The organism is Nocardioides sp. 1609, from assembly GCF_004522105.1.
GTDB lineage: Bacteria > Actinomycetota > Actinomycetes > Propionibacteriales > Nocardioidaceae > Nocardioides.
Window position 1 is genome coordinate 995,056 of sequence record NZ_SPUJ01000001.1, and the last position, 23,833, is coordinate 1,018,888.

A 23,833-nucleotide genomic window follows, 5' to 3' on the forward strand; every position below is an offset into this window, starting at 1 on the left:
GATCGACCAGCCCTTCGTCCACAGCCCTGCCGGGAGGGTGACGGCGAGCACCGGGGAGGTGCGACGATGGACGCATGGCCGGCACCCCGCGCTTCCTCACCCTCGCCGACGTCGCCGAGGTGCTCAGCACCTCCAGCGCCCAGGTCTACGCGATGGTGCGCCGCGGTGAGCTCGAGGCCATCAAGATCGGCGGCCGCGGCCAGTGGCGGGTCGAGGCCTCGAAGCTCGAGGAGTACATCGCCCGCGCCTACACCGACACCGCGACGTTCGTCGCCGAGCACCCGTTCGTCGAGGCCGAGGAGGACGCCTCGCGCCTCGGCGGCTGAGCCGTCCGCAGGAGGTCGAGCAGGCGAGGGCCGCTGGGGATCCTCGCGAGCCCTCCCGAGGTCGAGCACGAGGTCTCGACGCGTCGGTCCCGCGCTTCGCAGGCTCAGCGCGGGACTCCTTGCTCGACCACCGTTGGTGACCCGGACCTCGTCCCTGGTCCGGGTCAACCCACCTCGGAGTCGAGGGTGATCGACGTCGTGCGCTCCCTGCCGTCGCGCAGGTAGACGAAGTCGACGGTGTCGCCGGGCTGGTGGGTGCGGATGTTGACGATCAGCGAGATCCCGTCGACCACCCGCATGCCGTCGACCTCGACGACGACGTCGCCGTCCTCGAGCCCTGCCTCGTCGGCCGGCGTCCCGGACGTCACCTTCGAGAGGAAGGCCCCGGAGACGCCGGTGCCGCTGCCGCCGACCTGGGCGCCGATGACCGGGTAGCGCGCCTCACCGGTCTGGAGGATCTGGTCGGCGGTGATCCGGACCTGCTCGACCGGGATCGCGAAGCCGACACCGATGTTGCCGGCCTCGCCGTTGGTGGCCCCGCCCGACGTCGCGATGGCGGAGTTCACGCCGACGACCTGGCCCCGCAGGTTGACCAGCGGGCCCCCGGAGTTGCCGGGGTTGATCGCCGCGTCGGTCTGGACGGCGTTGATGTACGACGAGTCGTCGCCCGGCGTCCCGGTGGTGACGGGGCGGTTGAGCGCGCTGACGATGCCGGCCGTGACGGTGGCGCTGAGCCCGAGGGGCGACCCGATCGCGACGACCCCGTCGCCGACGCGGAGCCCCTCGGTGGTGCCGAGCGCGGCGGGCTCGAGGTCGGCGTCGTCGGGGACCTGGAGCACCGCGAGGTCGTAGACCGGGCTCCGTCCGACGATCCGGGCGTCGTAGGTGTCGCCCTGCTGGTCGACGACCTGGACCGGGCCGTCGTTCTCGGCGGCCGACTCGACGACGTGGTTGTTGGTCACGATGTGGCCGTCGACGTCGATCACGAAGCCGGAGCCCGTGGCTCCCTGGGGGTTGCCGTCGAGCTCCGCGACGATCTGCACCGTGCTGGGCAGCACCGCCTCGGCGACCGCGGTGACGCCCCCGGTCTCGACGGGGGGCAGCTCGACGATCGCGTCGTCGTCGAGGCCGGCGTAGCGCTCGGGAGCGTCGTCGCCGGCGGCCTGGTCGTAGACGACCGCGCCGGCGACGCCGCCGAGGAGCCCGACGACGAGGGCGATCACCGCGACGACCGGCCAGATCCACCCGCTGGGCCGCGACGACCGAGCGGGGATCGGGCCCGGGCCGAGCGGCATCGGGTACGTCGTGCCGGCGTAGTCGTGCCACGGCCGGTCGGGTGCGGACGGCAGCGGCCCGGACGGCGGCGTCCACTGCGGCACGGGACCCGGCGCGGCCAGGGCGTCGGTCGCCGGCGCGGCGTCCACGGCGGGGTCGGCGACGTGACGGCCCGCGTCGAGCGAGAGCGGCAGGGTCGCCTCGGTGCCGGGGTCGGTGCCGGGGTCGGTGCCGGGGTCGGTGCCGGGGTCGGTGCCGGGGTCGGTGCCGGGGTCGGTGTCGGCGTCGAGGCCGTCGTCGGCGCCCGTCGGGCCCGGCTCGTGGTCGTTCACCGGACCATCATCCCCTGTGCCTGGTGAGCGGTCTCCACTCGGAGGGAGGGCGCTCAGCCCGGCAGCCGCGACGGCAGGCGCACCGGCAGGCGCGCGGGGCTCGGGTTGGGCGAGCTGACCGGGCTGGCCGGCACCGGCTGGTAGCGCCGGTCGAACGACGGCGCGTCGGCCGGCGCCGTCCCGAGGGCGAGGACGCCCAGCACGGCCGCCCCGACGGCGCCGCCGCCGAGCGCGGCCATCCCGGCGGTGCGGCGGGCGCGCGGACGGTGGGCGCCCGTGTGGTCGCCGTTGGACAGGCCGTCGTGGTGGGCGAACATCCCGGGGCCGGAGGGACGCAGGTAGCAGTCGCCCGGCGGCATCCCGAGCAGCGCACCCTTCAACCGGTCGGGGGCGCAGCGGCTGTCGTCGACGTCGAGGGCGAGCGTGGAGAGTCGCGTCTTGACCCAGCCCTCGCGCTCGACGTCGTCGCGGCACTGGTGGCAGGTGTGCACGTGCGACCAGGCGGCCTCGGTCTCGGTGGCCGAGAGCTGGCCGTCGAGCAGGTCGCTGACCCGGCGTCCGAGGTGGGCGCTCACGAGGCGTCGCCGATCGCGACCGGTGCGACCGCCGCCGCGGCCGGACCGGAGTAGCGGGCGCGCCCGGCCGCCGGGGCGCGGTGCGCGAGGGCCTTGCGCAGCATCGCGCGCCCGCGGTGGATGCGGGAGCGGACAGTGCCGAGCTTGGCGCCGAGGATGGAGGCGATCTCCTCGTAGGTGAGGCCCTCGACGTCGCACAGGACGACGGCGACGCGGAAGTCGGGCGGCAGCGTGGCGAGGGCCTGCTCGACGTCGTCGTCGAAGGTGCGGTCGGCGTAGGCCGTGTCGGGAGCCGGGGACGCGCTGGTGAGGCGGTCGACCCGCTCGTCGGACAGCGCGTCGAACCGGATCCGCTGCTTGCGGCGGGCCTGGTCGAGGAAGAGGTTGGTGGTGATGCGGTGCAGCCAGCCCTCGAAGGTGCCCGGCGTGTAGGTCGACAGGGACCTGAAGACCCGCACGAAGACCTCCTGCGTGAGGTCCTCGGCGTCGGGACGGTTGCCGGTGAGGCGGTAGGCCAGCCGGTAGACCCGGTCGGAGTGGCGCTCGACGATCTCGTCCCAGGTGGGAACCTCTGTGTCGACGACCTCGCTCATGGTCGCGCCCCGATCCTTGGTCTTCCGTGGTGCCCTGCGGCTGGTCGCCATCTGCCCTCACACGCTAGACGTCCCTGCTGAACGTTCCCTGTGAGCAACCAACGAGCGACCGGCGGCCGGTGTTCCCGACTCCGGGCCCACGGTGGCGATAGCGTTCGTCCATGCCGAGCACCGCGCCCCTCGCGACCACCAGCTGGACCTTTGCCGAGAACTACGTCGCCGAGGACGCCGTGCTCGCCGCCGCCCGCGACCGGGCCACCGAGGTCGGCGTCACGCCGATCGGCACCGGTGGCGGCGCCGCGCTGCGCTTCCTCGCCTCGGTGCTGGAGGCCCGCGCCGTGGTCGAGATCGGCACCGGCACCGGCGTCTCGGGGCTGTGGCTGCTGCGCGGCATGCGCCCGGACGGCGTCCTGACCACGGTCGACCTCGAGGCCGAGCACCAGCGCCTGGCCCGCGAGGCGTTCACCGCGGCCGGGTTCGTGAGCCAGCGGGTCCGCACGATCCCGGGTGCCGCGCTCGACGTCCTCCCCCGGCTCACCGACGGCCACTACGACATCGTCTTCGCCGACGGCGACAAGACCGAGTACGGCAGCTACCTCACCGAGGCGCTGCGCCTGCTGCGCCCCGGCGGCGTCGTCGTCTTCGACAACGCGCTGTGGCACGACCGCGTCGCCGACCCGTCGCAGCGCGACGAGGAGACCATCGCCGTCCGCGACCTGACCCGCCTGGTCGCCGAGCACGAGAGCCTGGTGCCGGTCCTGCTGCCCGTGGGCGACGGCCTGCTGCTCGCGAAGAAGGAGTGGGTGGCGGAGGCGGACTGAGCGAGGAACGAGCTCAGACCGCCTCATCGGTGGTCGAGCAAGGTGTCACGCGCTGAGCCTGCGAAGCGCGTGAACCGACGCGTCGAGACCTCTGGCCCACCGAGGCCAGGCCTCCGTGGGCCTCCGTGGGCCTCCGGGGGCCTCCGGTCCTCAGGCGCGGGCCGCGGGCAGGAAGCCGTCCCACCCCTCGGCGACGGCGACGACCTCGGACTCCTCGACGGTGACCGGGAGGCTGCCGATCATCCGGGTGCCGGGCGCCTCGGCCATCGTGTCGACGAAGGCCCGCTGGAACTCGGCCCGGTCGGCGTCGGTGGTGAAGACGTAGAACCCCTCGAACCACTCGCCGGGGCGGACCCGCCAGACCTTGTAGCGCAGGCCGGGCATGCCGGTGAAGCGCGCGTGGGAGGTGCCCGCGACGAACGCGGCCAGCTCGTCCTCGACGCCGTCGGGCGCGTCGGCGAGCGACCAGCGGATCGTCAGGGAGCGCATCAGGCGCCGACGCCGGCGAGCGGGTCGGGGCTCCCGAGCCAGGTGAGCAGCGCGCGGGCGCCGAAGCCGGAGGGGCCCTCGGTCCACTCGTAGCGGTCGTCGGGCACGTCGCCGACCGAGGCGATGTCGAGGTGCGCCCACGGGAGGCCGCCGACGAAGTGCTGCAGGAACAGCGCCGCCATGATGGCGCCCGGCCCGCTCGGGCCGTTGTCGGCGTCGGCAACCTTGGAGGCGAGCTTCTCCTCGTAGCCGGCGAACAGCGGGAGTCGCCAGAACGGCTCCCCCGCCGTCGTGCCGGCGTCGAGGAGGAGGTCGGCGAGGGCGTCGTCGTTGGCGAAGAGCGCGCCGACCTGCTGGCCGAGCGCGACCTTGGCGCCGCCGGTGAGGGTGGCGACGTCGACGACGACGGTGGGGTCGAGCTCGGCCACGGCGTAGGCGAGGGCGTCGCCGAGTACCAGTCGGCCCTCGGCGTCGGTGTTGGTGACCTCGGAGGTGCGACCGCCGTAGTGCCGCAGGACGTCGCCGGGGCGGGTGGCGCTGCCGGAGACGGCGTTCTCGGCGGCCGGCACCAGCCCGACCACCCGGACCGGGCAGCCGACCGCGCCGAGCGCGGCCATGGCGGACAGGACGACGGCGCCGCCGGTCATGTCGCGCTTCATCGCGACCATGCCCTGGGCGGGCTTGATGGAGATGCCGCCGGTGTCGAAGGTGATGCCCTTGCCGACCAGGACGACGGTGGGGGTCTTCCTCGTGGCGCCGGGCGGGCTGTAGTCGAGCCGGATCAGCCGCGGCGGCGTCGCCGAGCCCTGGCCGACGCCGATGATGCCGCCGAAGCCGTCGGCGCGCAGCTGCTCGTCGTCCCAGACCCGGCAGGTGAGCCCGGCCTCCTCGGCGATCTCCTCGGCCCGCGCGGCGAGCCAGGCGGGGTTCTTGAGGTTGGAGGGCACCGTCGCGAGCGTGCGGGCGCGCCAGGCGGCGCCGCCGAGGGCGAGGGCCCGGTCGAGGGCGGCGGTGTCGAGGTCGGCGGTGCGCTCGGGCAGGCCGGCCAGGACGACGCTGCGCACCGGCACGTGCTCGGGCGGGCGCGAGCGCCAGGTGAAGGCGAAGGAGCCGAGCATCAGCCCGACGACGACGGCCTCGATGCCGTGCTCGGGGTCGAGGCTGGCGATCGTGGTCGCGACGGCGTCGCGGTCGCGGACGACGCGCGCCAGCGTGGCCGCGGCGCGCCGCAGGTCGGTCGGGGTCTGCGCCCCGACACCGAGCAGGACGACGGCCCGCAGGTCGGCGTTCTCGGGCGCGCCGAGCGGCACCGGGACGACGAGGGACTCGCCGACGGCGCCGGTGAGGCCGCCGGCCTCGGCGATCGCCACCAGGTCGAGGTCGAGGACCTCGGCCAGCGCGGCCGCACCGGGTCCGAGCAGCGGCGCGTCGGCCCCGTCGGCCCCGTCGGCCCCGTCAACACCGTCGCCCGGCAACACCGGCAGCGCGACGACGTCGACGCCGACCAGCGCGTGCAGCGGCACGCGGGTGAGCGCGACCTGGGGTGGCGAGACCTGGCTGGGCAGGCTCGGAGCGGACGGGACCCGAGACGCCCGACTCACCCGACGACGTTCTTGAGGGCGTCCCCGAGGGCGCCGGCCTCCTCGGCGTTGAGCTCGACGACGAGCCGGCCACCGCCTTCGAGGGGGACGCGCATCACGATGCCGCGCCCCTCCTTGGTGACCTCGAGTGGACCGTCACCGGTGCGGGGCTTCATGGCCGCCATGCGGCACCTCTTCCTGTCGAACGAGGAGCGCAGTCCGACACTGCCGCTCACGTGCTCCGCCATTATCCCCCATGAGTGGCACCGGCCGCAGCCCCGACCTGCAGGTTGGCGGTGGCAGACTCCCCTGCATGCCCGCCGACACCGCCGACGCACCCGTGCTCCTCGACCTCACCGACGGGGTCGCCACCATCACGATCAACCGTCCCGGGGCGATGAACAGCCTCGACGTGGCGACCAAGGAGCTGCTGCTCGAGACGGTCCGCCGGGTCGCGGCCGACCCAGCAGCCCGGTGCGTGGTGCTCACCGGCACCGGCCGCGCGTTCTGCACCGGCCAGGACCTCAAGGAGCACATCCGGATCCTGCAGTCCGGCGACAGCGCGCAGCTCTTCGACACCGTCGAGGTCCACTACAACCCGATCGTCACGGCGCTCGCGGGGATGGAGAAGCCCGTCATCGCCGCCGTGAACGGTGTCGCGGCGGGTGCTGGCGCGTCCCTCGCCTTCGCCTGCGACCTGCGCGTGGTCGCCGACACGGCCGGCTTCAACCTGGCCTTCGCCGGGGTCGCGCTCTCGTGCGACACCGGGGCGTCGTACCACCTGCCGCTGCTCGTCGGGCGGGCCAGGGCGATGGAGCTCCTGTACTTCCCGCGCACGGTCGGCGCCGAGGAGTCGCTGGCCCTGGGGCTCGCGACGTCCGTCGTCCCGGCCGACCGGCTCGACGCCGAGGTCGCCTCGCTGGCCGCCCGGCTCGCCACCGGCCCGACGGTCGCCCTCGGCGCGATGCGTGCCGCGGTCGCGTACGCCGCCGGGCACTCGTTCGAGGAGGCGCTCGCCTTCGAGGGCACGATGATGAACCGCACCGGCGCCACCGCCGACCACCAGGCCGCCGTCGCGTCCTTCGTCGCCAAGGAGAAGCCGGTCTTCGAGGGCCGTTGAGCCCGCCCTCGACGGCGGGGTCAGGGCCGGGTCGGCTCGCCCACGGCGGTGCCGCGGGCGGCGTCGAAGATCGCGAGCACCTGGTCGGGGACGTCGCGGCGGAGCCGGGCGCGCGAGGGTGAGGCGCCGTACTCGACGGTGAGGGCGGCACCGTCGAAGTGGTGGTTGAACCAGCCGGTCATGGTGCCGTGGCAGACGCCGCCGCAGTCGAGCGTGCGGGTCGGGAGACCGAGGTGATGCGCCACCCGCCGGGCGAACGCCGGCCGCTTGGTGTCGGTGTCGACGCCGTTCAGCGGCTGGTGGAAGCTGAGGACCCAGTCGGGGTCGACCCGGCGCAGGAACGCCATCGCCGCCCGGGTCTCCGGCTCGGACGCCGGCCGCGGCCCCCACTCGTAGCTGCCGTCGAGATCGGCCCACCGGTAGGGGAAGTTGCGGTTGAGGTCGACGCCGTGGGCGTTCCTGCGGGTGCCGCGGGCCAGCCCGTCGGGGTTGTAGACCGGCACCACCCAGAGGTCGACCCCGGCCACCCACGACCCGTCGACGAGCCCGCGCAGCGCGTGCCGGGTGTCCGGCTCGTTGCCGTGCATGGTCGAGAAGAGGACGACGGTGTCGAGCCCGGGCGAGGTCGGGTCGCCGAGGTGGTACGCCGTGATCGGGCGCCCGCCCACGGTGCGGCCGAGGGTGCGGGAGCCGATGACCGCGTCGGCGGGGCGGGCGGTCGCTGCGGCCGTGCCGGCGTCCGGTGCGGCACCGGCGCCGGCGCCGGGGACGGCGACGAACGGCCCGAGGAGCCCGAGGAGGGCGGCGAGCAGGCCGGCCGCCGTCCGGGGGCGCACGTCAGACCGCCTTGACCAGGTAGGCGTAGGTGAAGACGCCGACGGTGACCACCATGCCGACGTGGGCGAGCACCGACAGCCCTGGCCCGCTCGACCAGGAGTCCTCGAGGCCGCCCGCCGCGTGCCTGCCCCGGGCCGGGAGCCAGCGCGCGAGGATCAGCAGCCCGGCGAGCGCGACGATCCACCACAGCACGAGGGCGACCAGGCCGAGCAGGGTGGTGGCGTCCTCGCCGAGTGCGTCGGCGCCCGCGAGGAACGTCACCCAGGCCACCAGCGCGAGGGCACCGACCACCGTGTGGACGCCGAGCGGTGCGCGGGCGACGTCGACGCGGCCCGCGCCGCCGCGCGAGCGCCCCAGCCTCAGCCGGGTGAGCACCACTGCGACGGCGGCGAGGCCGGTGAGCAGGTAGACGACGAGCGGGGACACGGGTCGCAGTGTCTCACCCGGCCGGCGGGGCGTCCTCCCGGCGCTCCGGCGCGAATCCAAGCTCGTCGGCCGGCTCCGCGGCCGGCTGGTGCGAGGGGTCGGGCGAGCCGTCGACGGGAGCGTGCGCCTCCAGCTGCGAGGCCAGCCGCGACAGCAGCTCGTCGACCTCGGCCATCCGGTAGCCGCGCAGCACCACCGGGAACCGCGCCCGGCGCAGGTCGCGGCCGGTGAGGTCGCCGTGCGCCGGCACGAAGAGGTCGGGGCTGTCGTCGTGCTCGACGCTCATCGGCGCCCCGCGCCCGGCCGCGACCAGGGCGATCCCGCCCATCGCGACGACGACCACGACGACGAAGACCCAGGTCACGACGCGTCCCGGGCGGCGACCATGAGGGCGACCGCCTCGTCGAGGTCGTCGGTGACGACGAGCCGGTCGAGGTCGGACGGGGAGATCTTGCCGTCGGCCAGGACGGTGTCGCGCAGCCAGCTGATCAGTCCCGACCAGTACGCCGTGCCGAGCAGCACCACGGGGAAGGCGGTGACCTTCTGGGTCTGCGCGAGGGTGAGCGCCTCGAACATCTCGTCGAGCGTGCCGAGCCCGCCCGGGAGGACGACGAAGCCCTGGCTGTACTTGACGAACATGGTCTTGCGCACGAAGAAGTAGCGGAAGTTGATGCCCAGGTCGACCCACTCGTTGAGGCCGGACTCGAAGGGCAGCTCGATGCCGAGCCCGACGCTGACGCCGCCGGCCTCGGTGGCGCCCTTGTTGGCGGCCTCCATCGCTCCGGGACCGCCGCCGGTGACGACGGCGAAGCCCTCCTCGACGAGGCGGCGGGCGACCTCCTCGCCCTGGGCGTACGCCGGGTCGCTGGCGGCGGTGCGGGCCGAGCCGAACACGCACACGGCGGGTCCGAGGTCGGCCAGGGCGCCGAAGCCCTCGACGAACTCGGCCTGGATGCGCAGCACGCGCCAGTAGTCGGTGCTGGTGTCGAGCCGGGCGCGGTGGTCGAGGAGCCGCTGGTCGGCGGTGGTGCCGTCGCGCTGCGCGCGTCGCTCGACGATCGGGCCCTTGATCCTCGCCTTGACCATCAGAGGCCGCCCAGCCAGCGGCGCAGCTGCTGCTCGCAGCGCTCGACGTGCTCGATCGGCACGAACTCCTCCTGCTTGTGGGCGAGCATCGGGTCGCCGGGACCGAAGTTCACCGCCGGGACGCCGAGGACGGTGAAGCGGGCGACGTCGGTCCAGCCGAACTTGGGGTTCACGACCCCGCCGACGGCGGCGATGAACTCGCGGGCGGCCGGCCGGTCGAGGCCGGGGAGGGCGCCGGGTGCGGTGTCGGTGAGGCGGACGTCGTAGCCGTCGAAGAACTCGCGGACGAACGCCTCGGCCTCGGCCTCGCTGCGGTCGGGCGCGAAGCGGAAGTTGACCTCGACGACGCACTCGTCGGGCAGCACGTTGCCGGCGACGCCGCCGCGGATGGACACGGCGTTCAGGCCCTCGTGATACTCAAGCCCGTCGATCACCGGCCGCCGCGCCTCGTAGGCGTTGAGCCGGGCCAGCACGTCGGCCGCGCCGTGGATCGCGTTGACGCCCTTCCACGACCGGGCCGAGTGCGCCCGCTCGCCGGTCGTGCGGACCTCGATGCGCAGGGTGCCCTGGCAGCCGGCCTCGACGACGGCGTCCGAGGGCTCCATCAGGATCGCGAAGTCGGCCTGCATCAGGTCGGGGTCGGACTGGGAGAGCTTGTTGAGGCCGTTGAACTCGGAGTCGATCTCCTCGGCCTCGTAGAGGATGTAGGTGACGTCGCGCACCGGCTCCGGCACGGTCGCGGCCAGGCGCAGGATGACGGCGTCGCCGCCCTTCATGTCGCAGGTGCCGAGGCCGTGCAGCAGGCCGGTCTCCTCGTCGAGCCGGCTCGGCAGGTTGTCGTTGAGCGGCACGGTGTCGAGGTGGCCGGCGATGACCACCCTCTCGTCGCGGCCGAGGTCGGTGCGGGCCACCACGGTGTTGCCGCGCCGGACGACGGTGAGGTGCGGCAGCGTCGTCAGCGCGCCCTCGACGGCGTCGGCGATGGCCTGCTCGTTCTTGCTCACCGACTCGATGTCGACGAGGGCGCGGGTGAGGGTGACGGCGTCCAGGGTGAGGTCCAGTTCCACAGCCCCAGTCAATCAGCCTCCCGGAACCGTCCGGTCAACGCGGAGCGAACACGCAGAACTCGTTGCCCTCGGGGTCGGCGAGCACGGTCCAGCGCGGCTGGTCCCAGAGTCGGGTGGCGCCGGCGGCGAGGAAGTCGTCGACGTCGCCCTCGAGGTCCCAGTGGACGCGGTTCTTGACGGTCTTCGGCTCGGGCACCGGCTGGAAGACCAGCGAGTCGAACGGCATGCCCGGCACGTCCTGGACCCACCACCACGGCTCGCCGTCGTTCTGGACGCCGACGTCGAACCGGTCAGCCCACCAGCGGGTGATCCGCTCGGGATCCACGGCGTCGACGACGACCTCGTGGACCCGGTAGTCGGGCAGGTCCTGGTCGGGTGCGCGCACGAACGCGCAGAGCTCGCCGCCCTCGGGGTCGGCCAGCACGGTCCAGTGCGGCAGCTCCTGGAGGACGGTGGCGCCGGCGGCGACGAGGTCGTCGACCGCGCGGACGTGCACGTCGAGGTGCACGCGGTGCTTGACGGTCCTCGGCTCGGGCACGGGGCACAGCGAGATACCGCACCCCGCTCCGCCGACCAGGTCGTCGGGCTCGTCGCCCGCGCCCGGCCACGGCTCGCGGCGCAGCCCGGCGGCGGTGGACCAGAACGACGCCATCGCGTCGAACTTCCCGGGGTCGTGGACGTCGAGGCAGAGCTCGAGCCAGGAGGCAGCGGTCATGCTCCCGACCCTCTCAGGTGCGCCGGCCCTCGTCGACCCGTCACCGATGGGTGACGGGTCGGCGTGGATTCCCGGCTGACCCGTCACCTATAGGTGACGGGTCAGCGTGGAGTCAGGCCCTGGTGAGGGTGATCGCGACCTTCTCGCCGTCACCGACGAGGGTGGCGGCGCCCGCGCCGTCGCCGAGCACCACCTCGTACGACGTCGCGAGGGTCTCGCCGACGACCAGCGCCTCGTGGGTGCGGGCCGCCGCGACCACCGCCTCGCTACCGGCGAGGGTGAGCGCGATCCGGTCGGAGACGTCGAGGCCGGCGTCGCGGCGGGCCTGCTGGACGGCGCGGACCAGGTCGCGGGCCAGGCCCTCGGCGGCCAGCTCGGGCGTGACCGCGGTGTCGAGGACGACGAAGCCGCCGCCCGGCAGCACCCCGGTCGCGGTGTCGGCGTCGGCCGAGCCGGCGACCGTCTCGAGGGCGTACTCGCCCTCGACCAGCGCCAGCCCGCCCGCGGTGACGGTGCCGTCGTCGGCCACCGACCAGTCACCGGACTTGGAGCCCTTGATGGCCAGCTGGACGTCGCGGCCCAGGCGCGGGCCGGCGGCGCGGGCGTTGACGGTGAGCTTCTGCTCGACGCCGTACGCCGCCGCCTCCGGGCTGTCGACGGCGAGCAGCCGGACCTCCTTGACGTTGACCTCGTCGGCGACCAGGCCCTCGAGGCCCTCGGCCGCGAGCGCGTCGGGGTCGGCCACGACGACGGTCAGGCGGGCCAGCGGCAGCCGGTTGCGGAGCGAGGCGGCCTTGCGCAGCGCCGACGCCGCCGAGCAGATCTCGCGCACCTGGTCCATCGCGACGACCAGGGCGACGTCGGCGGGCAGCTCCTCGACCAGCGGCCAGTCGGTGAGGTGCACCGACCGCTCACCGGTCAGTCCGCGCCAGATCTCCTCGGTGGTGAGCGGCAGCAGCGGCGCGGTCGCCCGGCACACGGTCTCGAGCACGGTGCCGAGCGTGTCGAAGGCGGCCGGCTCCTCGTCGAAGAACCGGTCGCGCGAACGCCGGATGTACCAGTTGGTGAGGACGTCGAGGAACGAGCGCGTCGCGTCGCAGGCCTCGGCGACGGCGTACTCGTCGAGCGCGGAGGTCATCTCCTCGACGTACTCTCGGCACTTGGCCAGCAGGTAGCGGTCGAGCGGGACCGAGGAGCGCACCGACGCGTCGGAGGTCGCCTCGTAGCCGGCGCCGCCGTTCGCGGCGTTGGCGTAGAGCTGGAAGAAGTACCAGCTGTTCCAGAGCGGGATCAGCACCTGGCGCACCGAGTCGCGGATGCCCTGCTCGGTGACGACGAGGTTGCCGCCGCGCAGGATCGGGCTCGACATGAGGAACCAGCGCATCGCGTCGGCGCCGTCGCGGTCGAAGACCTCGCGGACGTCGGGGTAGTTGCGCAGCGACTTCGACATCTTGTTGCCGTCGGAGCCGAGCACGATGCCGTGGCTGATGCAGTTCTCGAACGCCGGCTTGTCGAAGATCGCCGTCGCCAGGATGTGCAGCGTGTAGAACCAGCCGCGGGTCTGGCCGATGTACTCGACGATGAAGTCGGCCGGGAAGTGGCCCTTCTTCTCGGCGCTGCCGTCGAACCACTCCTTGTTCTCGAACGGGTAGTGCACCTGGGCGTAGCTCATCGAGCCCGAGTCGAACCACACGTCGAGGACGTCGGGGACGCGGCGCATCGTCGAACGCTCCCCCTCGGGGCGGGGGTCGTCGGGGTTGGGCCGGGTGAGGTCGTCCACGAACGGCCGGTGCAGGTCGCGCTCGCCGGCGGCGTTCGTCGGCACCCGGCCGAAGTCACGCTCGATCTCGGCGAACGAGCCGTAGACGTCGACACGCGGGTAGGCCGCGTCGTCGCTCACCCACACCGGCACCGGGCTGCCCCAGAAGCGGTTGCGGGTGATCGACCAGTCGCGGGCGTTCTCGAGCCACCGGCCGAACTGGCCGTCCTGGATGTGGTCGGGCACCCAGTTGATCTGCTGGTTGAGCTCGAGCATCCGCTCCTTGAACGCCGTCACCTGCACGAACCACGACGAGACGCCCTTGTAGATGAGGGGCTCGCGGCAGCGCCAGCAGTGCGGGTAGGAGTGGTCGTAGGTCTCGCGACGCAGCAGCACCGTGCCGGCGGTGACCGCGCCGGCCGGCTCGCCGGCCGTGACGGACTTGAGGTCGTCGATGATGTGCGGGTTCGCGTCGAAGACGAGCATGCCGGTGTACTCGGTGACCGGTGCGGTGAAGCGGCCGTCCTTGCCGACCGGCATCACGGCCTCGATGCCCTCGCGGTCGGTAACCTCCTTGTCGACCTCACCGAACGCACCGGCGCTGTGCACCAGCCCGGTGCCGTCGGTGGTCGTGACGGCCTCGTCGGCGGCGACCACCCGGAAGGCGTTCTCGTGACCCTCGTAGTAGCCGAACGGCGGGCGGTAGACCAGGCCGAGCAGGTCCGCGCCGGTGTGGCGGGAGACCACGGTCGGCTCGTCCCCGAGCTCGCGCGCGTACGCCGCCAGCCGGGCCTCCGCGAGGACCAGCCGGTCGCCGTCCCTCTCGACGACGACGTAGTCGATGTCGGAGCCGACCATCACGGCGAGGTTGCTCGGCAGGGTCCACGGGGTCGTCGTCCAGATGAGCAGCTTGGCGCCCTGCAGCGGGCCGTCGGTCGTGATCTCGAAGCCGACGGTGACGGCGGGGTCCTGCCGCATCTGGTAGACGTCGTCGTCCATCCGGAGCTCGTGGTTGGACAGCGGCGTCTCGTCGTTCCAGCAGTAGGGCAGCACGCGGAAGCCCTCGTAGACGTAGCCCTTGTCGTGGAGCTGCTTGAACGCCCACATGACCGACTCCATGTAGTCGGGGTTCATGGTGCGGTAGTCGTTGTCGAAGTCGACCCAGCGGGCCTGGCGGGTGACGTAGTCGCGCCACTCCCCGGTGTACTTCATCACCGACTCGCGGCAGGCGTCGTTGAACTTCTCGATGCCGAGCTCGAGGATCTCGTCGGTCGTCTTGATGCCGTTGAGGCGCATCGCCTCCAGCTCGGCCGGCAGCCCGTGGGTGTCCCAGCCGAAGCGGCGCTCGACGCGGCGCCCGCGCATCGTCTGGAACCGCGGGATCAGGTCCTTGACGTAGCCGGTGAGCAGGTGGCCGTAGTGGGGCAGGCCGTTGGCGAACGGCGGGCCGTCGTAGAAGACGAACTCGTTGGCGCCGTCGGCGCCGGCGTCGCGCTGGTCGATGCTCGCCTGGAAGGTGCCGTCGGCCTGCCAGAACGCGAGGATCCGCTCCTCGATCTCCGGGAACCGCGGGCTCGACGGGACACCCTGCTCGGGTGCGTTCTTGGGGTACGGCATCGGGGGCTCCTGGCGCTTCGTCGGACGTCACGTGCATGTCACGACGAGGACGACGGGCTGCCGCGGTACCACCTCGATTGCCCCGCCCACCTGCTGCGGGACCACTTCGTTGTCGGCTGTGACGGGCCACCCGTCCGGCTCTACTGGGCCCCGCCCTCCCGGGAGGGGCTGTTCTTCCGGAGGCTCGCCGCTGATGACGGCTCGAACGCCTGTGCTCCCAGGGTAGGGCGGCGCCGGCGACGATGACGAATTGGTTGGGCCCGCGCGGCACCGACCGGGCCTTAGCGTGCCCTTGACCTCCGGTTCGCGCCCCCTTGACGGCCGCGGCGGGAAGGTCGGGGGGTACCGGTCGCACACCCTGTCGAGGAGATCACCATGAACCGCCCGTCCTTCCTGTCCCCGCTGTCCGGCCGCCGGCTCGCCGTCCTCGCCGTCGCGCCGCTGGCGTTCACGCTCGTCGCCTGCGGCGGCGACGACGGGGACGCCGCCGCCGACGACACCGCGCCGGCCTCGTCCGCCTCGTCCTCCTCGCCGTCGTCCTCCGGCGACAGCCCGGCCGCGACCGACTCGTCGTCGGCACCCGCCGACGCCCCGAGCGACCCCAGCGACCCGGCCGCGCCGGCCGGCGACGTCCTCGCCGCCGCCCGGACCGCGCTCGGCGCGCTCGACGGCGCCGTCGTCTTCTCCGTCGCCCTGGACCGCGACGGGTGGGACGCGACGGTGGTGACCGCCGACGGCACCGAGCACGACCTCACCGTCGGCCCCGACGGCTCCACCGTCACCCGCGGGCCGGTCGAGGACCGCGACGACGACGGGGACGACGACGGGGACGACGCCGGCGGGGACGACGACCTCGCCGAGCGTCAGCGGCTGCTCCAGGACGCGACCGTCGACCTGCCCGCCGCCGTGCAGGCCGCCCTGGGCGAGGTGCCCGGTGGCACCGTCACCTCGATCGACCTGGACCTCGACGACGACAACGGCAGCCGCGCGACCTGGGACGTCCAGCTCGACGAGGACACCGCCGACGAGCAGACCGTGACCATCGACGCCGTCAGCGGCGCCGTGCTCCGGGTCGAGCGCGACGACTGACCCCGCTCGTCGTACGGTGACGCGTGCCCGGACGCCGCTCGTGGACCCGTCGGGTCCGCTGGACCGTCTGGGTGCTCGCCGTCGTCGCGGCGGGCGCCGGCCTGGGGTGGATGGCCTCCGACGCCGACCGGATCGGCGGTCCGATCGCCGTCGTGGCCGCCGCGGACGTCGTCCTCGGCCTGGCCTTCCTGGTCTCCCGCGACTCGCTCGACCCGCGCTCCATCGGCCGGGCGATGTCGGCGACGGTCGCGCCCGTCGTCAGCGCGCTGGTCCTGGAGACCGTGATCGGCTTCCTGCTCTTCCCGGTGACCCTGGAGGACGGCGTCGACCCCGACCCCAGCTGGTTCGGGGTCGTCCCGCTCGTCGTCTGGCTGATCGGGGGCGGCGCGCTGCTGCTCGCGATGCTGGTGCACCTGATGGTGCTGGCGCCCACGATCCGGATCGCGCTCGACTCCCCCGCCGCCGTCCGCGGCGACGTGGAGGCGCGCGCCTCGGTGCTGCTGAGCCTGCTGCTGGTCGACACGGTGGCGATGTCGACCGCGCTCGGGTTCGTCGTCGACTCCGGGTCCCGGCGACGCGCCGGCGTGCTGGACCTGCTGCTCACCGTCCTCGGGGTGCAGGAGCCGGCGGCCGGCTCGAGCGGCCTGCAGCTGTGGGTGGCGCGGCTGCTGGTGGCCGTCTTCGCCGCGCTCGTGGTCTCGCTCGTCGTCCTGCACCGGCGTCATCCCGAGGTCGACCGTGTCTGGCAGGCCCGGCGCTGAGCCGGGTGGCGAGCCGGCCCCACCCTCACGATTCCCGCACGTTCCCGGAAGGTTGCCGCGCAGGATCAGCGCATGCCTACCTCGATCACCGTGCGCTACAGCGCGGTCGCCAGCACCCTCGCCCTCCTCGTCGCCCTCGGCGGCACGTCGTACGCCGCCGTCAAGATCGGCACCGAGGACCTCAAGAAGGACGCCGTCACCGGTGCCAAGATCAAGAACGACGCGGTCACCGGGGCCGACGTGAAGGAGAACACCCTGGCCGAGGTCCGCAACGCCGACACCGCCAGGTACGCCTCGGACGCCGGCACGGTCGGCGGCCTCACGGTCAGGGCGGTCAACGAGCTCCTGGGCACGGGTCCCGGCCGACCCCGCTTCCTCTACAGCAGCACCGGGCTCGACGTCGAGCTCCGCTGCACCGTCACCGGCGGCGGGACCCGCGTCGGGCTCCTCGCGACCTCGTCCCGCGCGGGTTCGAGGATCACCTCGGTGGTGCTCAGCGACACCCCCGGCGCGACCCCGCTCGAGAGCGACGTCGAGAACGGCAGCTTCGGGCCCCTCGCCGGCGAGTTCGACCTCCTCGTCGGTGACGACGGTGATCTCGCCCAGCTGACCTTCACCTACGGCGACCCGTCGGGTGCCGTCGTCCAGGGCACCCTGATGACCGACGTCACGGGCTCCGCGATCGACCCGTGCAGCGTGTCCGGGTTCATCACCGCCCGGTGAGGAGCCTCACGGTTGCCCTTGAGCAGGTGGAGCAGCCAGTCGCGCCCGGTGTCGACCAGGGCGTAGCGCCGCACGCCCCCGAGTCCGCACAGGTCGAAGACGAACCGCCGGTCGTTGCGGTCGACGAGCGTCCAGGTGCCGTGGTCGGCGATGGCCTTGTGCTCGTCGGTGTAGGTCGCGTGCGCCAGGTCGTGGTCGTCGACGGCCACCGCGAGCCGGTCGTGCCGGGGGTCGGTGGGCAGCCCCTTCGGCACCGCCCACGACCGCAGGACGCCGTCCTCCTCGAGCCGCAGGTCGAAGTGCGGACGGGGCTTGCGGTGGTCGTGGAGCACGAAGATCGGAGGTGGCACGGCAGCGACCTCAGCCTCCGACGCGGCGGGCCGTGAACGACTCGCTGGCCCGGCACCAGCTCGGCCCGAAGTACTGGAACCGCGCCTGGGTGACGGTGCCCCTCGCGATCCGCAGCCGGAGGTAGGCGCTGAACAGCCGGCCCTTCTGCCGGGCGTCGACGATGCCGTTGCGGGCGATCCTCACCGTCGGGAAGTCGTAGGTGACGACCGTGGTCGTCGGGACGTCGGGGAAGGCCCCGCAGGTGGTCACGGTGCGGATCCGGAAGCCGGTCACCCGTCCCTTCACGACGTCGAACTTCACGTCGCCGCCCGCTCCGGCGTACCGCCCGGGCGTCGGCCCGGCCGGCGGCGCGACCTTGCGGACCCGGACGGTGCGCGTGGCGCGGTCGCCGCCGCCGCTGGCGGTGACCCGGACTCTCGTCGCCCTCGTGCCGACGAGCTTGACCTGCACCCGTGCGGTGCCGGTGTCGTCGTCGCGGATCGTGCCGAGGCCGGCCCTGCGGACCTTCACGCCTTTCCCGGCGCCGGTGACGACGGTGCCGGTGCTGTCGCCGGTGCCGCGGTTGCCGACGGTGACCTCGAGCGTCGTCCACACCCCGCGCACCAGGCCGATCCGCCCCTTCCCGAGGAGCTGGACCTTCGTGACGGCCAGGTCCGGGCGGGTGGCGACGTCGCGCAGCGAGCCGCCCAGGACCGAGTGGATCGACGACTGCTCGCCGTCGAGGTCGGCGTCGAGGAGGGCGAAGGCGCAGTCCCAGTCCATGTAGCCCGCGCGACTGTCGGTCCTGGCGAGGGTGAGGGTCCGCCCGCTGCGGGTGAAACCGTCGGCCGGGGAGAGGGTGTCGGTGTAGTACTGCTGGTCGCCGACGCAGGTGCCCGCGTCGTCGGTGTGCCCGAACCCGACCCGCAGGTACGAGGTCGTGCTCGGCCCGGTCGGCGCCGCGTCGAGCACGAACGTGCCGGTGACCCGGTCGGCGTACAGGTCCTGCCGCACCGTCGCCGACGTCAGCCGCCTGGCCCCGGTGCCGGGCGTCCCCGCGGTCCTCGTGGTCAGGTCGCCGACCCGGGCCTCGACCGCTCCGCGCGCGGTCCCCGGGCCCGGCCGAGCCGAGGCCGCGGCCTGGGGCACGACGACGGACAACGGCATGACGACGGCGGCAGCCACAGCACCGACCAGGAGTGATCTCATGTCTGGTGGACGATCGAGCGTCCCGCGAGGTTCCGCCCGTCTCCGGAGCGGCCGCGCCCGGTGGGGCGGACGGCTCACCTGCTCCTCCGCCCACGTGGGAGGGTCACCGTCGTGACCGACATGCTGCGCGGCGAGCGCGCCATGGTGCTCGACTACCTGCGCCACTACCGGGCGACGTTCGAACGCACCTGCGAGGGACTGGACGCCGACCAGCTGGCCCGGCGGTCCGTGCCGCCGTCGTCGCTGTCGTTGCTGGGGCTGCTGCGGCACCTGGTCGCCGTCGAGTACTCGTGGTGCCGCCGGGTCATGGAGCGCCGCCTCGACCGCCCGAAGATGTACGGCAAGGACGAGCACCGCGACGCCGACTTCGACGGCGCGGTCGCCGACCCCGCGGTGGTCGCCGAGGCGTGGACGGCGTGGCGCACCGAGGTCGCCCACGCCGAGCGGTGGTACGACGCCGCGTTGTCCTTCGACGTGCTCGGCACCCACGACGACGGCGAGGTCGAGCTGCGCGACGTCCTGGTGCACCTCGTCGAGGAGTACGCGCGGCACTGCGGCCACGCCGATCTCCTGCGCGAGTGCATCGACGGTCGCACCGGGCTCTGACCCGGGACGCCGTGGGTCAGCGCCGGCGGGCGGTGAAGCTCTCGGTCGCGTGGCGCAGCCCGGGTCCGGCGTAGCCGGACCCGCCGTGGGTGGCCTTCCTCGTCGACATGAGCGGTGGGACGGCACCCGGCGCGCGGCGGTTCCCCTCACTAGGCTTGCCACCATGAGTGAAACCGCCGCCGCTGTCACCGCCTCGGGCTGGGCCCTGGTCACCCTCGACGCGGACGGCGGCGTGCTCGACGCCTGGTTCCCCGCCCCCGTGCTGGGTGCGACCGACGGCGACGCGCCCGCGGAGCTCACCGCCCTCGCCGTCCCGGACGAAGCCCGGCGGGTCAGCCGTGAGGTCCGGCTGGTGGAGGCCGAGCTGGCGGCGGCGCCGGCGTCCACCGAGGACGTCTGGCTGCGCCTGCACCTGCTCTCGCACCGGCTGGTCCGCCCGCACGGCTGCTCGATGGAGGGTGTCTTCGGGCTGCTCGCGAACGTCGTCTGGACCTCCGCCGGGCCGTGCGCCGTGGCCGGGTTCGAGCTGACCCGCGCCCGGGTGCGGGCCGCCCTCGGGCACGTGAGCGTGTACGGCGTCGACAAGTTCCCGCGGATGACCGACTACGTCGTCCCGAGCGGCGTGCGGATCGCGGACGCCGACCGGGTGCGCCTCGGCGCGCACCTCGCCGAGGGCACCACCGTGATGCACGAGGGCTTCGTCAACTTCAACGCCGGCACGCTCGGTGCCTCGATGGTCGAGGGCCGGATCTCGGCCGGCGTCGTCGTCGGCGACGGCTCGGACGTCGGCGGCGGCGCCTCGATCATGGGCACCCTGTCGGGCGGTGGCCAGCAGGTCATCTCGCTCGGCGAGCGCTGCCTGCTCGGCGCCAACTCCGGCATCGGCATCTCCCTCGGCGACGACTGCGTCGTCGAGGCCGGCTGCTACGTCACCGCCGGCACCAAGCTCACCGTCCTCGACCGCGACGGCAAGCCCGCGCACCTCAAGGCGGTCGAGCTCTCCGGCCACGACAACGTGCTGTTCCGCCGCAACTCGCTCACCGGCGCCGTCGAGGCGATCCCGTGGAAGGGCACCGGCATCGCCCTCAACGAGGCGCTGCACGCGAACTGACGCTCAGCCTCCTCTCAACCGGGCGTCGTCCACACTTGCCGCCATGAGGAGGGCGCGATGAGGAGGGGAGCCGCACCGGCGCTGGTCGCCGTCGCCGCGCTGGTCGTGGCGACCGCGGTGACGGTCGGCGTGCTGCGCAACGTGCGCGTCCCGTTCCTCCAGGGCGCCGAGGGGTGCACCGCGACGGTCGACGGCCGCAGCGTCGACGTCAGCGTCGAGCAGGGCGAGAACGCCGCCCTCATCGCCGCCATCTCGGTGCGCCGCGGGCTGCCGGCCCGGGCGGCGTCGATCGCGCTGGCGACGGCGTACCAGGAGTCGGACCTGGTCAACATCGACTTCGGCGACCGCGACTCCGTCGGGCTCTTCCAGCAGCGCCCGTCCCAGGGCTGGGGCTCGGTCGAGGAGATCCTCGACCCCGTCTACTCCACCAACGCCTTCTACGACGCGCTCGAGGACGTCGACGACTACCGCACCCTCGAGATCACCGTCGCGGCGCAGGCCGTGCAGCGCTCGGCGTTCCCCGGCGCCTACGCCGACCACGAGGACGACGCCCGGGTGCTCGCCTCCGCGCTCACCGGCCAGAGCGGGTCGTCGTTCGCCTGCGACGTCGACGGCGACGTCGACGAGGGCAGCGCCGAGCTCAACCGCCGCGGGCTGACGGCGCGTGCCGACGCGGTCCGCAGCGACGTGCAGCAGGTCTTCGGCGAGCTCGAGACCGGCGGCTTCGCCCCGGGCGGCGTCAGCACCGGGCACATGGAGGGCTCGGCGCACTACGACGGCCGCGCCGTCGACCTCTTCTTCCGGCCGGTGGACGCGTCCAACCAGCAGCGCGGCTGGGCGGTCGCGCAGTACCTCGTCGCGCACGCCGAGCGGCTCGACGTGCGCACGGTCATCTTCGACGACAGGATCTGGGTCGCCGGGCGCGACCAGGCCTGGCGCGACTACGACGCCCCCTCGAACGACGACCCGGCCACCCAGGCGATCCTCGAGCACCGCGACCACGTGCACGTGGACGTGTTCGCCTAGCCCGCGCAGCCGGGGCCTCCCCGGAGGCGTCGTGCGCGGGCGCCGGGCGACGTCACGCCCGGGCCCGCAGCCAGGTGCCGAGGACGCCGACGGCGTCCGGCATGATACGGACGGCCCCGTCGTCGATCATGGCGACCACCTCGGCGGGCGTCATCCAGCGTCCCTCGGCGACCTCCTCCGGCTGCAGCCGGACCGGGCCGTCCCAGACGGTCTCGTAGCGGAAGGCGCGGTACGTCGTCCGGTCGTCGGCGTAGTCGGCCGCCCCGAGCGACACCAGCGGCGAGGTGACACCCAGCTCCTCCTCGGCCTCGCGGCGCGCGGCGTCGTCCGGGTCCTCGCCGGCCAGCAGGACGCCGCCGGCGGTGAAGTCCCAGTAGCCGGGGTAGACGTCCTTGGTGTCGGTGCGCCGGTGCACGAAGATCCGCCCGGCGGGGTCGCGGACGACGACGTTGGTCGCCGCGTGCCGCAGGTTCTCGGCGCGGACCCGGGACCGCGGCGCCGATCCGCACGGCCGGCCCGCGTCGTCGTACAGGGCGACGACCTCGTCGGCGCTCACGGGTGGGCCGGCGCCCACTCGAGCCCGCCCGCGCCCGCGCGGACCAGCACCGGGCCGGGAGCGGCCAGCACGACGCCGAGGTCGGGGCAGGCCCGCCAGTCGGCGTCGGGACGCCGCACCGGGGCGGAGCCGTCGACGACGGACTGCAGCCGCGCGCCGAGGGCGTCGGGGTCGGCGAGCTCGCGGCGGTAGTGGGCGAGCAGGATCACCAGGTCGTCGAGGACGCCGGCGAGCGCGTCGGCGTTGTCGGCGAGCATGTTGCGGGTGCGCTCGGCATTGCGGCCGGCGACGCGGGTGCCGTCGCGGAAGCTGCCGGCGGCCAGGTGCGCGGCCGTCGGCTCGTCGGCGCGCTCGGCGAGCTCGAGCAGCGCGTTGGCGAGCACGTGGGGCGCGTGGCTGACCAGTCCGACGGCGCGGTCGTGCTCGGCGGCGTCCAGCACCACGGCGGTCGCGCCGAAGACCTCGACGACGAACCGGACGACGTCCGCGACCGGACCGTCGCCGCGGGCGACGGCCCACCGCACGCCGACGAGCAGGTCGGGGTAGGAGTGCTCGAACCCGGACTGCTCGGTGCCGGCCATCGGGTGCGCCCCGACGTAGCGACCGGCGAGGCCGGCGGCGGCGGCCGCCCGCGCGGCGGCGACCTTCACGCTGCCGACGTCGACGACGACGGCGTCCGGGGCGGCGACCGCCGCGTCGGCGAGCACCACCGCCAGCGCGTCGAGCGGGGTGGCGAGGACGACCAGGTCGCGGTCGGCGGGCAGCACGTCGGCCACCGCGAGCCCGGCCGCGGACGCCGCGGCGCGGGTGCCGGGGTCCGGGTCGACGACGACGACGTCGACACCGCGGGCGTGCAGCCGGCGCGCCACGGACCCGCCGATCAGCCCGGCCCCGACGACGGCGACCCGCTCGAACCCGGTCACGGCCGTGCGGCCATCCGGGCCAGCGGCGCGATCCGGCCCAGGGCCCGGGCCGAGGCCCCGAGGTGGGCCCACTCGGCCCGCATCTCCTCGACGTCGTCGGCGCTGAACGACCCGGACAGGAAGAGCAGGAAGACGAAGATGCCGGGGGTCGCCGGCACCGGCCGGGTCACCAGGTTGGTCATGTTGACACCGCGGTCCTCCAGGACGCCGAGCAGGCGGCGCAGCAGACCGGGCACGTTGGCGTCGGGGAACAGCCCGACCAGCAACCCGTCGTCGCCGGCGCCGGGCTCGGGGCCGTCGTCCGGCACGGGGCCCGACGAGACCAGCGCGAACTGGGTGTAGGCGGCGGCGTTGTCCTCGACGGCCTCGGCGACCGCGTGCAGGTCGTAGAGGCTGCCGCAGATGCGCGGGCCGATGCCGATCTCGCCGGGACCGAGGTCGCGGCAGGCCGCGGCCGTCGAGGAGGCCTCGCGCGTGGGGAGACCCCGGGCCTCGATCCAGGTGCGGCACTGGGCGAGCCCGTGCGGGTGGCTCACGACGACGTGGGGCGCGATCGTCGGGTCGCGGGTGTAGGCGTCGAACGAGATCGGCAGCACCACGCTGTCGACGATCGAGAGCGCCGGTCGCAGCAGCAGGCCGTCGAGGGTCGGCACGACCACGCCGTTGACCGAGTTGTCGATCGGCAGCACGGCGTACGCCGCCGCCCCCGACTCGACGGCGGCCAGGGCGTCCGCCGCGGACGTCGCGGGCACCAGGTCGCCGGCGTCGGCGCGGAGGTCGGGACGCAGCGCCACGGCCGCCTGGTGGGTGAAGGTGCCCGACGGGCCCAGGTAGGTGACGCTCACGGCCGCGAGCCTAGACCCGCACGGCCCTCGCCGGGT

The 23,833-nt window shown here is 73.9% G+C and carries 27 protein-coding genes; 9 read left to right on the plus strand and 18 right to left on the minus strand.

Going from position 1 to position 23,833, the window contains the following annotated elements:
• Positions 1–74 precede the first annotated feature (74 nt).
• Positions 75–326, plus strand: a complete 252-nt coding sequence (locus E4623_RS04450) for a helix-turn-helix domain-containing protein (protein WP_134765255.1) — start codon at positions 75–77, stop codon at positions 324–326.
• Between the two features lie 164 nt (positions 327–490).
• On the opposite strand, the gene E4623_RS04455 is transcribed toward E4623_RS04450, so the two are convergent.
• From E4623_RS04455 to sigE, 3 genes are read right to left on the minus strand one after another with little or no spacing between them, the layout of a single operon-like run.
• Positions 491–1,933, minus strand: a complete 1,443-nt coding sequence (locus E4623_RS04455) for a trypsin-like peptidase domain-containing protein (protein ID WP_167736477.1) — start codon at positions 1,931–1,933, stop codon at positions 491–493.
• A 53-nt stretch (positions 1,934–1,986) separates the two neighbouring features.
• The gene (locus E4623_RS04465) at positions 1,987–2,508 is read right to left on the minus strand and encodes a hypothetical protein (protein WP_134765258.1); all 522 of its coding nucleotides are present in this window, start codon (positions 2,506–2,508) and stop codon (positions 1,987–1,989) included.
• Positions 2,505–3,152, minus strand: a complete 648-nt coding sequence (gene sigE / locus E4623_RS04470; protein WP_134765259.1) for an RNA polymerase sigma factor SigE — start codon at positions 3,150–3,152, stop codon at positions 2,505–2,507. Before sigE ends, E4623_RS04465 begins: the two co-directional genes overlap by 4 nt.
• Positions 3,153–3,262: 110 nt before the next feature.
• On the opposite strand from sigE, the gene E4623_RS04475 reads away from it, so the two are divergent.
• Entirely contained in the window at positions 3,263–3,922 is a 660-nt protein-coding gene (locus E4623_RS04475) for an O-methyltransferase (protein ID WP_134765260.1), read from the plus strand.
• A 150-nt stretch (positions 3,923–4,072) separates the two neighbouring features.
• Here E4623_RS04475 and E4623_RS04480 read toward each other — a convergent pair whose 3' ends face one another.
• The 3 genes from E4623_RS04480 to E4623_RS04490 are packed head-to-tail and all read right to left on the minus strand — an operon-like array spanning position 4,073 to position 6,176.
• Positions 4,073–4,411 carry a hypothetical protein gene (locus E4623_RS04480; protein ID WP_134765261.1) on the minus strand — a complete coding sequence of 113 codons (339 nt, stop codon included), beginning with the start codon at positions 4,409–4,411 and terminating at the stop codon, positions 4,073–4,075.
• A complete protein-coding gene (locus tag E4623_RS04485; protein ID WP_134765262.1) occupies positions 4,411–6,012 on the minus strand; it encodes a leucyl aminopeptidase family protein in 1,602 nt (533 codons plus the stop codon). Before E4623_RS04485 ends, E4623_RS04480 begins: the two co-directional genes overlap by 1 nt.
• Positions 6,009–6,176 carry a DUF3117 domain-containing protein gene (locus E4623_RS04490; protein ID WP_091024313.1) on the minus strand — a complete coding sequence of 56 codons (168 nt, stop codon included), beginning with the start codon at positions 6,174–6,176 and terminating at the stop codon, positions 6,009–6,011. The genes E4623_RS04485 and E4623_RS04490 overlap by 4 nt, the downstream gene beginning before the upstream one ends.
• A 128-nt stretch (positions 6,177–6,304) precedes the next feature.
• On the opposite strand from E4623_RS04490, the gene E4623_RS04495 reads away from it, so the two are divergent.
• Positions 6,305–7,111, plus strand: coding sequence for an enoyl-CoA hydratase-related protein (locus tag E4623_RS04495; protein WP_134765263.1), 807 nt, complete (start codon positions 6,305–6,307; stop codon positions 7,109–7,111).
• A gap of 20 nt (positions 7,112–7,131) precedes the next feature.
• Here E4623_RS04495 and E4623_RS04500 read toward each other — a convergent pair whose 3' ends face one another.
• The 7 genes from E4623_RS04500 to ileS all read right to left on the minus strand — a co-directional run bounded on the left by E4623_RS04500 (position 7,132) and on the right by ileS (position 14,618).
• Positions 7,132–7,947, minus strand: a complete 816-nt coding sequence (locus E4623_RS04500; protein ID WP_134765264.1) for a M14 family zinc carboxypeptidase — start codon at positions 7,945–7,947, stop codon at positions 7,132–7,134.
• A gap of 1 nt (position 7,948) precedes the next feature.
• Positions 7,949–8,374, minus strand: coding sequence for a hypothetical protein (locus E4623_RS04505; RefSeq protein WP_134765265.1), 426 nt, complete (start codon positions 8,372–8,374; stop codon positions 7,949–7,951).
• Positions 8,375–8,387: 13 nt separating this feature from the next.
• Positions 8,388–8,738, minus strand: a complete 351-nt coding sequence (locus tag E4623_RS04510; RefSeq protein ID WP_245154862.1) for a DivIVA domain-containing protein — start codon at positions 8,736–8,738, stop codon at positions 8,388–8,390.
• The gene (locus tag E4623_RS04515) at positions 8,735–9,460 is read right to left on the minus strand and encodes a TIGR00730 family Rossman fold protein (RefSeq protein WP_134765266.1); all 726 of its coding nucleotides are present in this window, start codon (positions 9,458–9,460) and stop codon (positions 8,735–8,737) included. Before E4623_RS04515 ends, E4623_RS04510 begins: the two co-directional genes overlap by 4 nt.
• A complete protein-coding gene (gene dapE / locus E4623_RS04520) occupies positions 9,460–10,527 on the minus strand; it encodes a succinyl-diaminopimelate desuccinylase (protein ID WP_209020483.1) in 1,068 nt (355 codons plus the stop codon). Before dapE ends, E4623_RS04515 begins: the two co-directional genes overlap by 1 nt.
• A gap of 34 nt (positions 10,528–10,561) precedes the next feature.
• On the minus strand, positions 10,562–11,242 hold the full coding sequence (locus E4623_RS04525) for a VOC family protein (RefSeq protein WP_134765268.1): 681 nt from the start codon (positions 11,240–11,242) through the stop codon (positions 10,562–10,564).
• Positions 11,243–11,354: 112 nt separating this feature from the next.
• Positions 11,355–14,618 (minus strand): isoleucine--tRNA ligase, encoded by a 3,264-nt coding sequence (gene ileS, locus E4623_RS04530; RefSeq protein WP_134765269.1) that lies wholly within the window; start codon positions 14,616–14,618, stop codon positions 11,355–11,357.
• Positions 14,619–14,993: 375 nt separating this feature from the next.
• Here ileS and E4623_RS04535 point away from each other — a divergent pair, with 375 nt between their 5' ends.
• The 3 genes from E4623_RS04535 to E4623_RS04545 all read left to right on the plus strand — a co-directional run bounded on the left by E4623_RS04535 (position 14,994) and on the right by E4623_RS04545 (position 17,191).
• Positions 14,994–15,707, plus strand: a complete 714-nt coding sequence (locus E4623_RS04535) for a PepSY domain-containing protein (protein ID WP_134765270.1) — start codon at positions 14,994–14,996, stop codon at positions 15,705–15,707.
• Between the two features lie 23 nt (positions 15,708–15,730).
• Positions 15,731–16,468 carry a hypothetical protein gene (locus E4623_RS04540; protein ID WP_134765271.1) on the plus strand — a complete coding sequence of 246 codons (738 nt, stop codon included), beginning with the start codon at positions 15,731–15,733 and terminating at the stop codon, positions 16,466–16,468.
• Between the two features lie 72 nt (positions 16,469–16,540).
• Entirely contained in the window at positions 16,541–17,191 is a 651-nt protein-coding gene (locus tag E4623_RS04545; protein ID WP_134765272.1) for a hypothetical protein, read from the plus strand.
• Here E4623_RS04545 and E4623_RS04550 read toward each other — a convergent pair.
• Both E4623_RS04550 and E4623_RS04555 read right to left on the minus strand, forming a co-directional pair.
• Complete coding sequence (locus E4623_RS04550) at positions 17,086–17,541, minus strand: DNA polymerase ligase N-terminal domain-containing protein (protein WP_167736478.1); 456 nt, start codon at positions 17,539–17,541, stop codon at positions 17,086–17,088. The genes E4623_RS04545 and E4623_RS04550 overlap by 106 nt on opposite strands.
• A 10-nt stretch (positions 17,542–17,551) precedes the next feature.
• On the minus strand, positions 17,552–18,730 hold the full coding sequence (locus E4623_RS04555) for a hypothetical protein (protein ID WP_134765273.1): 1,179 nt from the start codon (positions 18,728–18,730) through the stop codon (positions 17,552–17,554).
• A gap of 120 nt (positions 18,731–18,850) precedes the next feature.
• Between E4623_RS04555 and E4623_RS04560 the strand changes: the two genes are divergently transcribed.
• The 3 genes from E4623_RS04560 to E4623_RS04570 all read left to right on the plus strand — a co-directional run bounded on the left by E4623_RS04560 (position 18,851) and on the right by E4623_RS04570 (position 21,473).
• A complete protein-coding gene (locus E4623_RS04560; RefSeq protein WP_134765448.1) occupies positions 18,851–19,336 on the plus strand; it encodes a DUF664 domain-containing protein in 486 nt (161 codons plus the stop codon).
• A gap of 163 nt (positions 19,337–19,499) precedes the next feature.
• Complete coding sequence (gene dapD / locus E4623_RS04565; RefSeq protein ID WP_134765274.1) at positions 19,500–20,447, plus strand: 2,3,4,5-tetrahydropyridine-2,6-dicarboxylate N-succinyltransferase; 948 nt, start codon at positions 19,500–19,502, stop codon at positions 20,445–20,447.
• 57 nt (positions 20,448–20,504) lie between these two features.
• Positions 20,505–21,473 (plus strand): hypothetical protein, encoded by a 969-nt coding sequence (locus E4623_RS04570; RefSeq protein WP_134765275.1) that lies wholly within the window; start codon positions 20,505–20,507, stop codon positions 21,471–21,473.
• Positions 21,474–21,525: 52 nt separating this feature from the next.
• Here E4623_RS04570 and E4623_RS04575 read toward each other — a convergent pair whose 3' ends face one another.
• The 3 genes from E4623_RS04575 to E4623_RS04585 are packed head-to-tail and all read right to left on the minus strand — an operon-like array spanning position 21,526 to position 23,797.
• Entirely contained in the window at positions 21,526–22,029 is a 504-nt protein-coding gene (locus E4623_RS04575; RefSeq protein ID WP_134765276.1) for an NUDIX domain-containing protein, read from the minus strand.
• Entirely contained in the window at positions 22,026–22,952 is a 927-nt protein-coding gene (locus E4623_RS04580) for a prephenate dehydrogenase/arogenate dehydrogenase family protein (protein ID WP_167736479.1), read from the minus strand. The genes E4623_RS04575 and E4623_RS04580 overlap by 4 nt, the downstream gene beginning before the upstream one ends.
• Complete coding sequence (locus E4623_RS04585; RefSeq protein ID WP_134765278.1) at positions 22,949–23,797, minus strand: prephenate dehydratase domain-containing protein; 849 nt, start codon at positions 23,795–23,797, stop codon at positions 22,949–22,951. Before E4623_RS04585 ends, E4623_RS04580 begins: the two co-directional genes overlap by 4 nt.
• Positions 23,798–23,833 lie beyond the last annotated feature (36 nt).

Bases quoted from the DNA above. Each gene is read 5' to 3' on its own strand.
- E4623_RS04490 (WP_091024313.1), bottom strand. From the start codon at position 6,176: ATGGCGGCCATGAAGCCCCGCACCGGTGACGGTCCACTCGAGGTCACC.
- E4623_RS04525 (WP_134765268.1), bottom strand. From the start codon at position 11,242: ATGACCGCTGCCTCCTGGCTCGAGCTCTGCCTCGACGTCCACGACCCC.
- sigE (WP_134765259.1), bottom strand. From the start codon at position 3,152: ATGGCGACCAGCCGCAGGGCACCACGGAAGACCAAGGATCGGGGCGCG.
- E4623_RS04480 (WP_134765261.1), bottom strand. From the start codon at position 4,411: ATGCGCTCCCTGACGATCCGCTGGTCGCTCGCCGACGCGCCCGACGGC.
- dapD (WP_134765274.1), top strand. From the start codon at position 19,500: ATGAGTGAAACCGCCGCCGCTGTCACCGCCTCGGGCTGGGCCCTGGTC.
- E4623_RS04475 (WP_134765260.1), top strand. From the start codon at position 3,263: ATGCCGAGCACCGCGCCCCTCGCGACCACCAGCTGGACCTTTGCCGAG.
- E4623_RS04535 (WP_134765270.1), top strand. From the start codon at position 14,994: ATGAACCGCCCGTCCTTCCTGTCCCCGCTGTCCGGCCGCCGGCTCGCC.
- E4623_RS04515 (WP_134765266.1), bottom strand. From the start codon at position 9,460: ATGGTCAAGGCGAGGATCAAGGGCCCGATCGTCGAGCGACGCGCGCAG.
- E4623_RS04450 (WP_134765255.1), top strand. From the start codon at position 75: ATGGCCGGCACCCCGCGCTTCCTCACCCTCGCCGACGTCGCCGAGGTG.
- E4623_RS04560 (WP_134765448.1), top strand. From the start codon at position 18,851: ATGCTGCGCGGCGAGCGCGCCATGGTGCTCGACTACCTGCGCCACTAC.
- E4623_RS04545 (WP_134765272.1), top strand. From the start codon at position 16,541: ATGCCTACCTCGATCACCGTGCGCTACAGCGCGGTCGCCAGCACCCTC.
- E4623_RS04495 (WP_134765263.1), top strand. From the start codon at position 6,305: ATGCCCGCCGACACCGCCGACGCACCCGTGCTCCTCGACCTCACCGAC.
- E4623_RS04555 (WP_134765273.1), bottom strand. From the start codon at position 18,730: ATGAGATCACTCCTGGTCGGTGCTGTGGCTGCCGCCGTCGTCATGCCG.
- E4623_RS04570 (WP_134765275.1), top strand. From the start codon at position 20,505: ATGAGGAGGGGAGCCGCACCGGCGCTGGTCGCCGTCGCCGCGCTGGTC.
- ileS (WP_134765269.1), bottom strand. From the start codon at position 14,618: ATGCCGTACCCCAAGAACGCACCCGAGCAGGGTGTCCCGTCGAGCCCG.